14 protein-coding genes and 1 tRNA gene are annotated in these 13,576 nt (G+C 72.4%); 6 read left to right on the plus strand and 9 right to left on the minus strand.

What is annotated here, in order from left to right; all coding sequences use genetic code 11:
* Nucleotides 1-72 precede the first annotated feature (72 nt).
* The 5 genes from CFRA_RS06290 (at nucleotide 73) to ehuA (ending at nucleotide 3,948) form a co-directional block, all read left to right on the plus strand.
* A tRNA-Leu gene (locus CFRA_RS06290) sits at nucleotides 73-156 on the plus strand.
* Between the two features lie 225 nt (nucleotides 157-381).
* Complete coding sequence (locus CFRA_RS06295) at nucleotides 382-1,287, plus strand: DUF368 domain-containing protein (RefSeq protein ID WP_075663923.1); 906 nt, start codon at nucleotides 382-384, stop codon at nucleotides 1,285-1,287.
* Nucleotides 1,288-1,289: 2 nt separating this feature from the next.
* The gene (locus tag CFRA_RS06300; protein WP_075663924.1) at nucleotides 1,290-2,213 is read left to right on the plus strand and encodes an ABC transporter substrate-binding protein; all 924 of its coding nucleotides are present in this window, start codon (nucleotides 1,290-1,292) and stop codon (nucleotides 2,211-2,213) included.
* Entirely contained in the window at nucleotides 2,210-3,148 is a 939-nt protein-coding gene (locus CFRA_RS06305; protein WP_075663925.1) for an amino acid ABC transporter permease, read from the plus strand. Before CFRA_RS06300 ends, CFRA_RS06305 begins: the two co-directional genes overlap by 4 nt.
* 44 nt (nucleotides 3,149-3,192) lie before the next feature.
* A complete protein-coding gene (ehuA, locus tag CFRA_RS06310; protein WP_075664920.1) occupies nucleotides 3,193-3,948 on the plus strand; it encodes an ectoine/hydroxyectoine ABC transporter ATP-binding protein EhuA in 756 nt (251 codons plus the stop codon).
* A gap of 96 nt (nucleotides 3,949-4,044) precedes the next feature.
* On the opposite strand, the gene CFRA_RS06315 is transcribed toward ehuA, so the two are convergent.
* The 8 genes from CFRA_RS06315 to CFRA_RS06350 all read right to left on the minus strand — a co-directional run bounded on the left by CFRA_RS06315 (nucleotide 4,045) and on the right by CFRA_RS06350 (nucleotide 11,578).
* Nucleotides 4,045-4,806: a sulfite exporter TauE/SafE family protein gene (locus CFRA_RS06315; RefSeq protein WP_281247422.1), complete on the minus strand. Its 762-nt coding sequence runs from the start codon at nucleotides 4,804-4,806 to the stop codon at nucleotides 4,045-4,047.
* A gap of 5 nt (nucleotides 4,807-4,811) precedes the next feature.
* Nucleotides 4,812-5,309, minus strand: coding sequence for a pantetheine-phosphate adenylyltransferase (coaD, locus tag CFRA_RS06320; RefSeq protein ID WP_075663927.1), 498 nt, complete (start codon nucleotides 5,307-5,309; stop codon nucleotides 4,812-4,814).
* 75 nt (nucleotides 5,310-5,384) lie between these two features.
* Entirely contained in the window at nucleotides 5,385-5,957 is a 573-nt protein-coding gene (locus CFRA_RS06325) for an RsmD family RNA methyltransferase (protein WP_075663928.1), read from the minus strand.
* Nucleotides 5,957-6,172, minus strand: a complete 216-nt coding sequence (locus tag CFRA_RS06330) for an acyl-CoA carboxylase biotin carboxyl carrier protein subunit (RefSeq protein WP_075663929.1) — start codon at nucleotides 6,170-6,172, stop codon at nucleotides 5,957-5,959. The genes CFRA_RS06325 and CFRA_RS06330 overlap by 1 nt, the downstream gene beginning before the upstream one ends.
* 10 nt (nucleotides 6,173-6,182) lie before the next feature.
* On the minus strand, nucleotides 6,183-8,405 hold the full coding sequence (locus CFRA_RS06335; protein WP_075663930.1) for an ATP-dependent DNA helicase RecG: 2,223 nt from the start codon (nucleotides 8,403-8,405) through the stop codon (nucleotides 6,183-6,185).
* A 4-nt stretch (nucleotides 8,406-8,409) separates the two neighbouring features.
* The gene (locus tag CFRA_RS06340; RefSeq protein WP_075663931.1) at nucleotides 8,410-9,933 is read right to left on the minus strand and encodes a DAK2 domain-containing protein; all 1,524 of its coding nucleotides are present in this window, start codon (nucleotides 9,931-9,933) and stop codon (nucleotides 8,410-8,412) included.
* A gap of 11 nt (nucleotides 9,934-9,944) precedes the next feature.
* The gene (locus CFRA_RS06345; RefSeq protein WP_075663932.1) at nucleotides 9,945-10,604 is read right to left on the minus strand and encodes a uracil-DNA glycosylase; all 660 of its coding nucleotides are present in this window, start codon (nucleotides 10,602-10,604) and stop codon (nucleotides 9,945-9,947) included.
* A gap of 5 nt (nucleotides 10,605-10,609) precedes the next feature.
* Complete coding sequence (locus CFRA_RS06350; protein WP_245797497.1) at nucleotides 10,610-11,578, minus strand: thiamine-phosphate kinase; 969 nt, start codon at nucleotides 11,576-11,578, stop codon at nucleotides 10,610-10,612.
* 56 nt (nucleotides 11,579-11,634) lie between these two features.
* Here CFRA_RS06350 and CFRA_RS06355 point away from each other — a divergent pair, with 56 nt between their 5' ends.
* Nucleotides 11,635-12,495 carry a DUF3515 domain-containing protein gene (locus CFRA_RS06355; RefSeq protein WP_075663934.1) on the plus strand — a complete coding sequence of 287 codons (861 nt, stop codon included), beginning with the start codon at nucleotides 11,635-11,637 and terminating at the stop codon, nucleotides 12,493-12,495.
* Nucleotides 12,496-12,514: 19 nt separating this feature from the next.
* On the opposite strand, the gene CFRA_RS06360 is transcribed toward CFRA_RS06355, so the two are convergent.
* Nucleotides 12,515-13,576, minus strand: a complete 1,062-nt coding sequence (locus CFRA_RS06360) for a D-alanine--D-alanine ligase family protein (protein ID WP_075664922.1) — start codon at nucleotides 13,574-13,576, stop codon at nucleotides 12,515-12,517.

Here is a 13,576-nt window from a genome sequence, read left to right on the forward strand (position 1 = left end):
CCGTCACGCCCGCCCAGTCTAAACAGCCGCGTTTATTCCGCGCGGTCCCGGTGCGCTAGCATTCCCCCGCAGGCCCCTGTGGCGGAATTGGTAGACGCGCCGCACTCAAAATGCGGTATCCGCGAGGATGTGTGGGTTCGATTCCCACCGGGGGCACCGCCGGAGGCGCCGCACCACGTGCGGCGCCTTTCTGCTGCCCCCGCCACCCCCGATTGCCGACGTCGCGCCCCTTACCGTGGGCGGTAACCGTCGGGCGCGGCGCCGTTCGGGGGTGCAGAACCGCTGCTAGGCTGGGTGGGTCAAGATCCGCTCGTAACTGGAGGTAGCCCCGTGCGTCGCCCCCTGTCCATGACCCGCCCGCCCGGGAGCGTGGTGCGCTAGATGTCCCGTCCGGTATCCGTCGTCCTCGACTTCGTCCGCGGTGGGCTGATCGGCCTCGCGGAGCTCGTGCCCGGCATCTCCGGCGGCACCGTCGCCCTGATCGTCGGCATCTACGAGCGCGCCCTGCACAACGGCAGCCTCCTGCTCGACCTGGCCAAGGAGCGCACCCGCGAGGCGGCCCGCCGCATCGACTGGCTGTTCCTGGCCGCCGTCGGTGTCGGCATGGTCACCGCCGTGTTCACCATGTCCTCCGTGCTGCACGGCTTCGTCGACGGCCACCCGCAGATCGCCCGCGGCCTCTTCCTCGGCATGGTCGCCGTCTCCATCCTCGTGCCGGTCGGCATGATGGACCGCCGGCACGTGCGCGAGCGCCTGCCGTTGCTCGTGGTGCTCTTCCTTCTGGGCGCGGCCGCGGCGTTCTTCGGCACCGGATTCACCTCGGCCCCACGCGAGGACCCCTCGCTGGTCATCCTGTTCTTCGCGGGAATGATCGCCGTCTGCGCCCTGGTGCTGCCGGGTCTCTCGGGCTCCTTCCTGCTGCTGGCCTTCGGCCTCTATCAGCCGGTGATGGGCTCGCTCTCGGCGCGCGAGTGGCCGGTGATCATCACCTTCGCCCTCGGCGCGCTGCTCGGCCTGGTGCTCTTCGTGCGCGTTTTGGACCACCTGATGTCCGAGCACCGGACGGTGACGCTTACTGTCATGGCAGGGCTCATGGCCGGCTCCCTGCGCGCGCTGTGGCCCTGGCAGAACGACGACGCCGCGCTGCTGGCCCCCTCGGGCAACGTCGGTCCGGTGCTCGTCGCGGTGGCCGTCGGTGCGGCACTCGTCGCCGCCCTGCTGGTCACCGACCACGTTCTCGAGTCCCGTGGCTCGAAGGTCGTCACAGAGAAAGATCCGGAGGCCTGACAATGACCGCCTCAACGCTGCGCCGCCCGCTGCGCACGCTGGCCGGTGCCGTCACCGCGCTCGCCTGCGTGCTGGGCCTGAGCGCGTGCGTGACCAACGAGGAGACCGGCCACCCCGCCGGCTGGGAGGAGATCGCTCCCCCGGCCGACCCGCAGGTGCAGGCGCTGGTCCCCGAGGAGATCGCCGTCCGCGGCTCCATCTCCATCGGCACCAACCCGCCGTTCGCCCCCTTCGAGTTCAAGGACTCGCAGGGCAACATCATCGGCTTCGAGATGGACCTCGCCGCCGCCGTCGCCTCCGTGATGGGGCTCGACCTGGAGATCCGCCAGCAGGACTTCGCCATGATCCTGCCGGCGATCAACGGCGGCACCATCGACTTCGGCGCGACGGGCTTCACCGACACCGAGGAGCGCCGGCAGGGCTTCGACTTCATCGACCACCTCTACGCCGGCATCCAGTGGGCGCAGCAGTCCGGAAAGCCCCCGGTGGACCCGGACAACGCCTGCGGGCTGACGGTCGCGGTGCAGCGCACCACGGTCGCCGAGACCGACGACGTGCGCCCGAAGTCCGCGGAGTGCGAGGCCCGCGGCGAGAAGCCGATCGAGATCCTGTCCTACGAGACCGCCGACCAGGCCGCCACCGCCCTGGTGGTCGGCCGCGCCGACGCGCTCTCGGCGGACTCCCCGATCACCGCCTGGGCCATCGAGCGCGCCGACGGCAAGATCACCACCACCGGTGACGTCTTCGCCGCCGCGCCCTACGGCTTCGCCACCCCGAAGGGCTCGCAGCTGACCGACGCCGTCGCCGCGGCGATGCAGGTGCTCATCGACTCCGGCGACTACGAGCGCATCATGGCGCAGTGGAACATCACCGACGGCCTGGTCGACCAGGCCCTGATCAACGAGGAACCGGCTGATATCCGATGACTGAAAACGCACAGACTCAGCCCGCGCCCATCCGCGCGGTGCCGCTGAAGCACCCGGGCCGCTGGGTGACCGCCGCGATCGTGGTCGGGCTGGCCGCCTGGTTCCTCATCGGCGCGGCCACCAACGAGGCCTACGGGTGGGACACCTACTTCGCCTACCTCTTCGACAGCCGCATCGTCACCGCGGCGGGCCACACCATCGCGATCACCACGCTCGCGATGGTCCTCGGCGTCGTCGGCGGCGTGCTGCTGGCCGTGATGCGCATGTCGCCCAACCCGGTGCTGCGCGTGGTCGCCTGGGGCTTCCTGTGGGTCTTCCGCGGGACCCCGATCTACGTCCAGCTGGTCTTCTGGGGCCTGCTCGGCTCCATCTACCAGGTCATCGCCGTCGGCCCCGTCGAGATCAGCGTCGAGGCCGTGCTGAGCAACATGTTCCTGCTCGCCGTGCTCGGCCTGGGCCTCAACGAGGCCGCCTACATGGCGGAGATCGTCCGCTCCGGCATCCAGGCCGTCCCCGAGGGCCAGCTCGAGGCCTCCAAGGCGCTCGGCATGGGCTGGTGGATGACGATGCGGCGCACGGTGATGCCGCAGGCGATGCGCATCATCATCCCGCCGACCGGCAACGAGTTCATCTCGCTGCTGAAGACCACCTCGCTGGTCGTGGCCATCCCCTACACCCACGAGCTCTACGGCCGCTCGCTGGACATCGCCAACGCGCTGTTCCAGCCGGTGCCGCTGCTGCTGGTGGCCGCCTCCTGGTACCTGGTGATCACCTCGCTGTTCATGATCGGCCAGCACTACCTGGAGAAGTACTACGAGCGCGGCTCCACCCGTGAGCTGACCGGCCGTCAGCTGGCCGCACTCGCCGACGCCGAGGGCTCGCTGCCCGGAAACGTCACCGTCATCCCCGAACCGGAACGGAGGGCCAAGAAGTGACCCAGCCCAACAACAACGCCGCCGGCGCGGGCGCCGCGACCCCGATGATCGACGCCCAGCAGGTCTGCAAGTCCTTCGGCCAGCTGCAGGTGCTCAAGGGCATCGACATGACCGTGCCCGCCGGTTCCGTGACCTGCCTGATCGGCCCCTCGGGCTCCGGCAAGTCGACGTTCCTGCGCTGCGTGAACCACCTCGAGAAAGTCACCGCCGGGCGCCTCTACGTCGACGGTGAGCTCATCGGATACCGGGAGAAGGAGGGCACGCTCTACGAGATCTCCGAGAAGGAGGCCGCCCTCCAGCGCGCCGACATCGGCATGGTCTTCCAGAACTTCAACCTCTTCCCCCACCGCACCGCCCTGGAGAACATCACCGAGGCCCCGGTGCACGTCAAGGGCATCGACTCCGGTGAGGCCGAGCGCCACGCCCGCGAGCTGCTCGACATGGTCGGGCTCGGCCACAAGGCCGACGCCTACCCGGCGCAGCTCTCCGGCGGCCAGCAGCAGCGCGTGGCGATCGCCCGCGCGGTGGCCATGCGCCCGAAGCTGATGCTCTTCGACGAGCCGACCTCGGCGCTCGACCCCGAGCTGGTCGGCGAGGTGCTGCGCGTGATGAAGCAGCTCGCCGCCGACGGCATGACCATGCTCGTGGTCACCCACGAGATGGGCTTCGCCCACGAGGTCGCCGACCAGGTGGTCTTCATGGCCGACGGCCGCATCGTCGAGCGCGGCACCCCGGCCGAGGTGCTCGACGACCCGCAGGAGGAGCGCACGCAGTCGTTTCTCTCCAACCTGCTCAAGTAGCTGCCCGCCCGCGCGGCAGGCGCACCGCCGCCACGGCCGGGCACAAGAGAACCGGGGCCACCCCATCGGTGGCCCCGGTTTTCCGCTGTCTGCGGCTCAGCTCAAGAGCCCTGAGGCGCCGCGGACCAGCACGGTCAGCCCGCCGAGGGCGGCGAGCGCCAGCGCCAGCGCGTGCGCCTTGTCGCGGGGGATGTGCCGCGAGAGCCGCGTGCCGGCCCAGATGCCCAGCAGCATGCCCACCAGGCCCGCCGGCCACAGCCAGGGGTTGACCACCGTCAGGTCGCCGGCGCCGGTGACCAGCTTGATCACCACGCTGATGAAGCCGGCCACCACGAAGAGCGGCTGCAGGGTCGCGGCGTAGACGCGCTGGTCCCACCGCGCGGCCTGGGCGTAGACGGTGATCGCCGGCCCGGCGATGCCGGCCAGCGTGTTCATGAAGCCGCCGATGGCCCCGGAGATCAGCGCGGGGGCCTTCCCGCGCGGGGTGGGCACCCACCGCAGCCCGAAGGTCACCACGCCCAGGGCGATGAGCAGCAGCGAGCCGACGACGACCTGCAGCAGGTCCGGGGAGAACTCGCGGACGACGATCGCGCCCGGCACCGCGCCGACGACCAGGGTGGAGCCGACGAGCAGGAACTTGCGCAGGTCGATGTTGCGCCAGGTCGTCGCCGTGACGATCGTCGCGTTGACCACGGCGAGCACGTTGATGACCAGGATGCCCTCGACGGGGCCGAGCAGCAGGCTGACCACCGGGCCGCCGACCAGGCCGAGGCCCATGCCGGAGACGCGCTGCATGGTCGCGCCGATGAGGATGGTCACCAGGAGGATGAGCACCACCCCGGTTCCCGTTCCGACCACGGGGCTCAGGCCTTCTCTCCGCTGTCGAGGGCGCGGTACTTCTCGCGCACCGCGGCGACCACGTGGTCGGGCATGAGCCCGGAGACGTCGCCGCCGTAGCGGGCGACCTCCTTGCACAGCGTCGAGGAGACGTAGCCGTACTTCTCGTCGGTGAGCAGGAAGAAGGTCTCCACCCCGGTCAGCCGGCGGTTCATCTGCGCCATCGGCAGCTCGTAGTCGTAGTCGAGCGAGGAGCGCAGTCCCTTGACCAGGGCGTCGACGCCGTGGGCGGTGGTGTAGTCGACCAGGAGGCCGCCCCAGGTGTCCACGTCCACGTTGGGCAGGTGCTCGACGGCGCGGCGGATGAGCTCCATGCGCTCGTCGACGGTGAACAGCCCGGTGTTCTTGTTCGGGTTGGCGGTCACCAGCACCGTCAGCTGGTCGACGTGCGCGGCGGCGCGCTCGAAGATGGACAGGTGTCCCAGGGTGATCGGGTCGAAGGACCCGGGGCAGACGGCTTTCACGGCTCTCTCGGCCTCCTCGTTCGGATCAGTCAGTTCAACGGCGCCGGCACGCCCGGTGCCCGCACGTCCGCGCGCTCAGCTCTCGGCGCGCTCGAAGACGGCGACGTCCATGCGCGCGATGCCGTAGGTGCGCTTCTTCAGTTTCTGCCGCGTGGGTTCGAACCCCTCGGGCCAGGTGGTCTCCTCGTCGGCGGCGCGGCGCTCCACGGCGACCACCGCGACGTCGGCAAGCACGGGCTCGAGCGCGGCCAGCACCTTGCGCACGGTGGAGGCGCGTACGTCGTAGGGCGGGTCGGCGAGCACCATGTCGAAGCGCCCGCGCGGCGCGCGGCGCAGGTAGGCGAAGACGTCCTCCTGCTCGATGAGCGCCCCGGGAAGCCCGACGGCCTCCGCGTTGGTGCGGGCGACCGAGCAGGCGGCGGCCGAGGAGTCGACGAGCACGGCCTCGGCCGCGCCGCGGCTGAGCGCCTCGAGGCCCAGCGCGCCGGAGCCGGCGTAGAGGTCGAGCACGTGGCGGCCCTCGACGCCGAAGCGGGACTCCAGCGAGGAGAACAGGCCCTCCTTGGCGCGGTCGGCGGTGGGCCGGGTGCCCTCGGGCGCCTCGGCGAGCCTGCGGCCGCGGGCGGCGCCGGCGACGATGCGCGGCATTACTTCCGCTCGCCCAGGGTCAGGATGCGGTCGCCGCCGCCCACATCGGTGAAATCCTCGCGGTCGACGTCGGTGACGACGCCGGGGCCCGGGGCGTCGACGCTCGCCTCGAGCTTGGCGGCCTCGATGGTCGCCAGGTGGTCGCCCGTGTCGACGGTGTCGCCGACCGCGACGTGATACCGGATGGTTCCGGCGAAGGGTGCGTGAATCTCCATGGGCACCAGCTTAACTTTTCTCGATGTAGTCCTGGCTGTCCGGGTTGATCTCCGCCGCGAAGCTCTCGGCGAGGCCGCGGTCGCGCGCCACCAGGGCGTCGGCCTCGGCGCGCGCGAGCTCAATGAGGTCGCGGTCGCCCTTCATGTCCAGCAGCCGCAGGCTGTTGCGGCCCGACTGGCTCGCGCCCAGGATGTCGCCCTCCTGGCGCAGCTCGAGGTCGAGCTCGGCGAGCGCGAAACCGTCGTCGGTGTCGGCCACCGCGGCCAGGCGCTGCAGCACGCGCGGCTGCTCGGACTCGGTGTAGAGGAAGCACACGCCGGGGCGCGTCCCGCGGCCGACGCGCCCGCGCAGCTGGTGGATCTGGCTGACGCCGAAGTGCTCGGCGCCGCGGATGAGCATCACGGTCGCCTCGGGCACGTCGACGCCGACCTCGATGACCGTGGTGGAGACGAGCACCTGGACGCGCCCGGCGGCGAAGTCCGCCATGACCCGCTCCTTGTCCTCGGGCCGCATGCGCCCGTGCAGCACCCCGACGGAGAGGCCGCTCAGCGCGCCGTGGCGCAGCTTGGCGGCGACGTCCTCGACGCCGCCCTCCTTCTCGATGCGCGGGCAGACCACGTAGGCGCGCCCGCCGGCGGCGACCTCCTCGCGGATGCGCCCGGGCACGCGCGCGACCCAGCTGGCCTGGTCGCGGCGCACGAGGAAGCTCTTGACGTCGCGGCGCCCGTGCGGCAGCTCGCGCAGGGTGGAGACCTCGAGGTCGCCGAAGACCGTCATCGCGATCGTGCGCGGGATCGGGGTGGCCGTCATGACCAGCAGGTGCGGGTGGCCGCCCTTCAGGCGCAGCCGGTCGCGCTGCTCGACGCCGAAGCGGTGCTGCTCGTCGACGACGGCCAGGCCCAGCCGGAAGAACTCGACGGTGTCCTCGAGCAGCGCGTGGGTGCCCACGACGATGTCGGCCTCGCCGGTGACGGCCGCGAGCAGGGCGGCGCGCTTCTCGGCCACCGACATGCTGCCGGTGAGCAGGTGGACGGTCACGTCCAGGCCGGCGCGCTCGAGCGTGGCCGTCAGTGAACGGGCGTGCTGGGCGGCGAGCACCTCGGTGGGCGCGAGGAAGGCGCACTGGTGGCCGTTGTCGATGACCTGCAGCATCGCCGCGAGCGCGACGAGCGTCTTGCCCGAGCCGACCTCGCCCTGCAGCAGCCGGGACATCGGCTCGGTGGAGTCCAGGTCCGCCGAGATCTCGCCGAGCACCTCGAGCTGGCCGGCAGTCAGCTCGAAACCGAGCCCGGCGAGCAGCCGGTCCACCAGTCCGTCCGGCCTGGGCGCGCAGCGCACGGCGTGGCGGCGGCGGTTGTCGTCGCGGCGCAGGGCGGTCACGCACGCCAGGGTGAACGCCTCGTTGTACTTCAGCCGGCGCACCGCGGCCTCGGGTCCCTCGGGGCCGGGCAGGTGCACCCCGCGCACGGCCGCGTCGAAGCCGATGAAGCCCTCGGGCACCCGGTCGAGCGGCTCGGGCAGCGGTTCCGTGGCGCGCAGGAGGCAGTCGACGGCCTGCAGGATGCGCCACGAGGTGATGCCCTGCTTGACGGGGTAGACGGGCAGGTGGCGCTGCTGGGCGAGCAGGCGGCGGATCTCGGCGTCGGCGTCCTCTTCCCTGCCCTTGCCCCCGCCGCTTGACGACGTCGCGCCCGCCGCGTCGGCGGTTCCCGCACCGTCGCGGGCGCCTGCGGCGCCCTGGTCCGTGCCGCCGGCTGCGTCCGCGCCCGCGGGTGCGGCCGTGCCCGCATCCGCGTCGTCGCCGCCGGGCAGCTCGATGAACTTCGGGTGCTGCAGCTGGACCCGCCCGCGGAAGAAGGAGAGCTTGCCGGAGAACATCGCCCGGGTGCCCGGCAGCAGGCGCTCGGAGACCCAGGGGCTGTTGAAGAAGGTGACCTCGATGTGCGAGGTGCCGTCGGTGACGAGCACCTTGCTCAGGAACCGGGGGCGCTCCCCCGCCGAGCGGCGGCGCAGCTGCTGGGTCTTGACGTTGATGACCTGGGCGACGCAGGTGACGATCTCGCCGGCCTCGACCTCGTCGAGGTCCACCGCGGAGCCGGACACGGAGTAGGCGCGCGGCAGGTGCGCCCACAGCTGGTCGGCGGTCTCGTAGCCGAAGGAGCGCTTCAGCCCGCGCGAGAGCCGGGCCGGCAGGATCTTCTTCAGCGGCCGCTGGTCCCTCCACCCGAGCACGGTGTCACTCCACGCCGATCTCGACCAGCTCGTCGATGTCGCCGGCCGGGAAGGCCATCACCTCGACGCCGAGACGCTCGGCCAGCTCCAGCTCGTCGACCTCGACGGACTCGTGCAGCAGCAGGCTGACCTGTTCGCCGCCGGCCGAGAGCAGGCGGCGGCAGGTGGACTCGACGGCCTCGGCGACGTCCTCGGCCACGGCGGTGACGGTCTCGCCCTCGAGGACGAGGACGTCGTCGCGGGCGCAGGGCCCGGCCGGGGTCAGACGGGCGGACTCGGCGCGCACGAGCACGGCGGTGCGCATGCCGGCGGCGGCCTCCTGCATGACGTAGGCGGCCACGCCGACCGGCTGGCCGGGGTCGTGGACGGCCAGCGCCGCGATGCCGGAGAGCAGCCGGGCGGTGGGCAGCAGGGTGATCTCCTGCTCGAAGGCGTGGCCGGCGCGCTCGACGGAGACCAGCTCGCGGTGGTTGAGCAGCCCGTTGGGCAGCAGGATGACCTCGTCGGCGCCGCTGGTGCGCACGGTGCGCGCGATCGCGGAGACGATGTCGTCGTCGCCCTCGGGCGCCGGCGGCGTGACCACGGCGGCGCCGGCCTCGCGGTAGAGGTCGGCCACCGGGCCGGCCGGGGTGACGGCGATGACGGCGCGGCGCGGGGTCTGGGCCTGCTCGGGCAGGACCTCCAGGCGCAGCGCGGTGACGGCGCCGGCGGCGAAGAGCGCCTCGATGACCTCGCCGGCGGCCCGGGTGTGGATGTGCACCCCGGCGGCGTCCTCGCCGTCGCAGGCGAGCACGAGGCTGTCGCCCATCGCACTCAGGTGCTCCTCGAGCGCGGCGAGGTCGGTGCCGGCGACGTGGCACATGACCTCCAGGTAGGCGGGTCGGCCGTGCGACTCGGGCGCGGGCACCTCGGGTGCCTCGGCACCGGCGAGCTCCTCGGCCAGCGACTCCAGCAGGATCACGAAGCCGCGCCCGCCCGCGTCGACGACGCCGGCGTCGCGCAGGGCCTTCAACTGCGAGGGCGTCTGCGCCAGGGCGGTGCGGGCAGCCGCGACGGCGGCCCGCACGACGTCGGCAAGCTCGCTCTGCTCGGCGGCGGCGATGCCGGCGGCGCGCAGCACGGTGATCACGGTGCCCTCGACGGGCTCGGAGATCGCGCGGTCGACGAGCACGAGGGCGATGCGCAGGGCCTCGGCCACGGCGGTGCCGTCGAGTTCGCCGCGCCCGGCGGCCTCGGCCAGCCCGCGCAGCACCTGGGAGAGCACGAGGCCGGAGTTGCCGCGGGCGCCCTTGACGGCGCCGGTGGCCAGGGCGGCGGCCACGGCGGGGGCCGTGGCGCCGTCGTCGAGCTTCTCGGCCTCCGCGAGGGCGGCGCTCATGGTGTGCGCCATGTTGGAGCCGGTGTCGGCGTCGGGGACGGGGAAGACGTTGAGCTCGTTGATCTCCCGCCGCCTGCTGGCCAGTTCGGCCACCGCGCGACGGGACCAGCGCAGCAGCGTCTCGCCGTCGAGGCGTGCGGGGGCGGTCATGGATCCCAACCTTACAGCCGCCAGTCGACGGGCTCGCCGCCCTGGTCGACGAGTAGCTGGTTGGCGCGGCTGAAGGGGCGCGAGCCGAAGAAGCCGCGGTGGGCGGACAGCGGCGAGGGGTGCGGGGACTCCACGCGCGGGGTGTCGCCGAGGAAGCGGGCGCAGCTCTGCGCGTCGCGGCCCCACAGGATGGCCACCAGCGGCAGGCCGCGGCCGGCCAGCGCCCGGATGGCGGTCTCGGTGACCTCCTCCCAGCCCTTGCCGCGGTGCGAGGCGGGCTTGCGCGGCTGCACGGTCAGCACGCGGTTGAACAGCGCGACGCCCTGGCGCGACCAGGCGGTCAGGTCGCCGTCCTCCGGCTTGTCGAGTCCGAGGTCGTCGTGCAGCTCGGTGAAGATGTTCGCCAGGGAGCGCGGCAGCGGGCGCACGCCGGGCTGAGTGGAGAAGGACAGCCCCATCGCGTGGCCGGGCGTCGGGTAGGGGTCCTGGCCGACGATGAGGACCTTGACCTCGTCGAAGGGGTACTGGAAGGCGCGCAGCACGTCGGTCCCGGCCGGCAGGTAGCCGCGCCCGGCGGCGTTCTCCGCGCGCAGGAACCGACCGATCTCGTGGACTCGGTCCTCGACGTCGGCGAGGACGGGCTGCCAGGAGGGGTGGACGGGAAGACTCATGGTCCCTAGAAGCTTACCCAGCCGCCCGAGTGGGCGGGCCGCTCTCCCCCGACGGTGACGCCGGAGCCCTTGGCCACCCGGCCGATGACGCGGAAGCCGCTGGGGGCGGGCCCGGCGGTGGTGGCCAGGATGGTGTGGTCCTCGCCGCCGGCGAGCACCCACTCCCAGGGGTCGGTGCCGGTCAGCTCGCCGGCGCGGATCATGTCCGCGTCCGGGGCGATCGCGTCGCGGTCGAGGTCGATCGTCACCCCGGAGGCGGCGGCGAGCGTGGTCAGGTCCACGATCAGGCCGTCGGAGTTGTCGGTGGCCGCGGTCGCGCCGGTGGAGCGGGCGATCATGCCGCGGGTGGGGTCGATGCGCGGGCTGGTGTGGGCGTCGCGGAGCACCTCGAGGCCTTCGGGCACCTCGCGGCCGTAGTGTTCGAGCAGGGCGAGGCCGGCGGCCGAGTGGCCGATGCGGCCGGCGGCGACGAGCTGCTGGCCCGGGCGGGCGGCGTCCAGGGTCAGCGGCGGCAGGCTGCCGCCGAGCGAGCCGATGGCCGTCACCGAGACCGTCAGCTGCTCACCGGCGACGATGTCCCCGCCGACGAGGTCCGCGGAGAACTCGACGACGCGCTCGCCGATGCCGTGGGCCAGCGCCCGCAGGAAGCTGACCGGGGTGTTCGTGGGGGCCGCGACGGCGAGGACGGCCGCGACGGGGCGCGCGCCCATCGCCTCGACGTCGGCGAAGTTCTGGATGATCGCCTTGCCGCCGATCTCCTCGGGGGTGGACCACTCGAGGCGGAAGTGGCGGCCCTCGACGGCCATGTCCGTGGTGACCACCGTGCGCGAGTTCGGCGGGGCGTTGAAGAGCACCGCGGCGTCGTCGCCGTTGAACTCGGAGGGCGCCTGGGCGACGATCTCGCGGATCACCGCCTTCTCCCCCAGTTCGGCGACGGTCGGTCCCGTGAAACGGGCGGGGAAGATGGTGGCCACGGTCTGCATTCCTCCTAAAGTTGGACCCGGGAGGCAAACCGCTAGACTGGTTGCCCATGGGCGACACGAACCAATTTAGCCGCACACCTGTCTACGCGGCCCTGGTACTGGCGGTCGTTCTCGTCGTCGGCGTGCTCATCGGCGCCCGCGTCGTCTTCGAACGCGCAGGTGACCAGCCGGTCGCGCTGCCGGACCTGCCCGCGGGCCAGGCCGACTCCCCCGAGTGCACGGGGCTGATCGAGGACCTGCCGGACTCCCTGGGCGACTTCGACCGCGCCGAGCTGGCCGAGCCCGCGCCGGCGGGCGCGGCCGCCTGGTCGAAGAGCTCCACCGAGCGCGTCACGCTGCGCTGCGGTGTCGACGCCCCCGCGCAGTGGACCGAGGGTGCCGAGACGGAGGAGAGCGGCGGCGTCGAGTGGCTTCCGGTCACCGACCCGGACACGGACCTGACCACCTGGTACTCCGTGGACCGTTCCGTGGTGGTGGCCGTCACCGCCGAGGGCTTCGATCCGACGGAGGAGCTCGCCGAGCCCGTGGCCGCGCTGCCGGCCGGTTCGGTCGAGCGCAACCCGCTGCCGCTGGCCGACCTGGACACCCCGGAGGCCGGGGGCTGCGAGGAGGTGCTCGCCGCGCTGCCCGGGGAGATCGGCGACTACCGCCGCGTCGAGGCCGAGGCCCCGCGGGCGCACTGGACCGCGCGCGGACTGCCGCCGGTCGTGGCCGTCTGCGGTGTGGCCATGCCGGAGTCCTACGCCCCCGGCGGGCAGGTCACCGAGATCAACGGGGTCAACTGGTTCTCCGAGGGCGACACGCTCTACGCGCTGGGACTGGACGAGGTCGTCGCGGTCTCCACTCCCCCGGTGGGCGCCGACGGCGTGCTCGTCGCGCTGAGCGACGCGCTCAAGGAGGCACAGTAGGTCAGGCCGGGGCCGGCCCTCAGGCGCGGGCCGTCTCGATCAGCGTGGCCAGCAGGTCGGCGTACTCGACGCCGACGGCGCGGAAGACCTGCGGGTACATCGAGATCGGCGTGAAGCCGGGCATCGTGTTGACCTCGTTGAGCACCGGGCCGTCATCGGTGACGAAGAAGTCCACGCGGGCGAGCCCCGAGCACTCCAGGGCGGTGAACGCCGTCACGGCCATCTGGCGCAGCCGCTCGGTGGTCTCCTCGCCGATCCTCGCGGGGATCTCCGCGTGCACGACGTCGTCGAGGTACTTCGCGTCGAAGTCGTAGAAGCCCTCGTCGGAGTCCTCGGTGCCGGTCAGCTTGGCCGGCACGGAGGCGACCACGGTGCCGTCGGGACGCTCGAGCACGCCGACCTCGACCTCGGCACCGACGGTCTCGGCCTCGACGAGGACCTTGTCGTCGTCGGCGAAGGCCTCCTCGAGCGCGGCGTCCAGGTCGGCCCAGTCGGTCACGCGCGAGACGCCGATCGACGAGCCGCCGCGGGCGGGCTTGACGAAGACGGGCAGGCCCAGTTCCCCGCGGTCCTCGGTCGACAGCGTCCGCCCGGCGGCGAGCACGGTGCCCGCGGAGACCGGCAGCCCGGCGGCGGAGAGCACCTTCTTGGTGAACTCCTTGTCCATGCCGCAGGCGGAGGCGAGCACGCCCGGGCCGACGTAGGGCACGCCCGAGAGCTCGAAGAGGCCCTGCATGGTGCCGTCCTCGCCGAAGACGCCGTGCAGCACGGGGAAGACGACGTCGACGCGGGCGTAGCGGCTCCCGTCGAGGTAGGTCAGCTCGCCGGCGCGCTCGGGGTTGACGGTGAGGACGACCTCCTCGCCGTCGGTGACCTCGGGCAGCCTGCCGTCGTGGGCCTTGAGCTCCTCCGGGTCCCGGGTGCCGGCGACCCACTTGCCGGAGCGGGTGATGCCCACGGGCACCACCTCGAAGCGCTCGGGGTCGAGGTGGGACATGATCGCCCCGGCGGAGATGCAGGAGATGTTGTGCTCGGTGGAGCGGCCGCCGTAGAGCACGGCGACGGTGGTGGTCTGGCTCAA

Source organism: Corynebacterium frankenforstense DSM 45800 (assembly GCF_001941485.1).
GTDB classification, from domain to species: domain Bacteria; phylum Actinomycetota; class Actinomycetes; order Mycobacteriales; family Mycobacteriaceae; genus Corynebacterium; species Corynebacterium frankenforstense.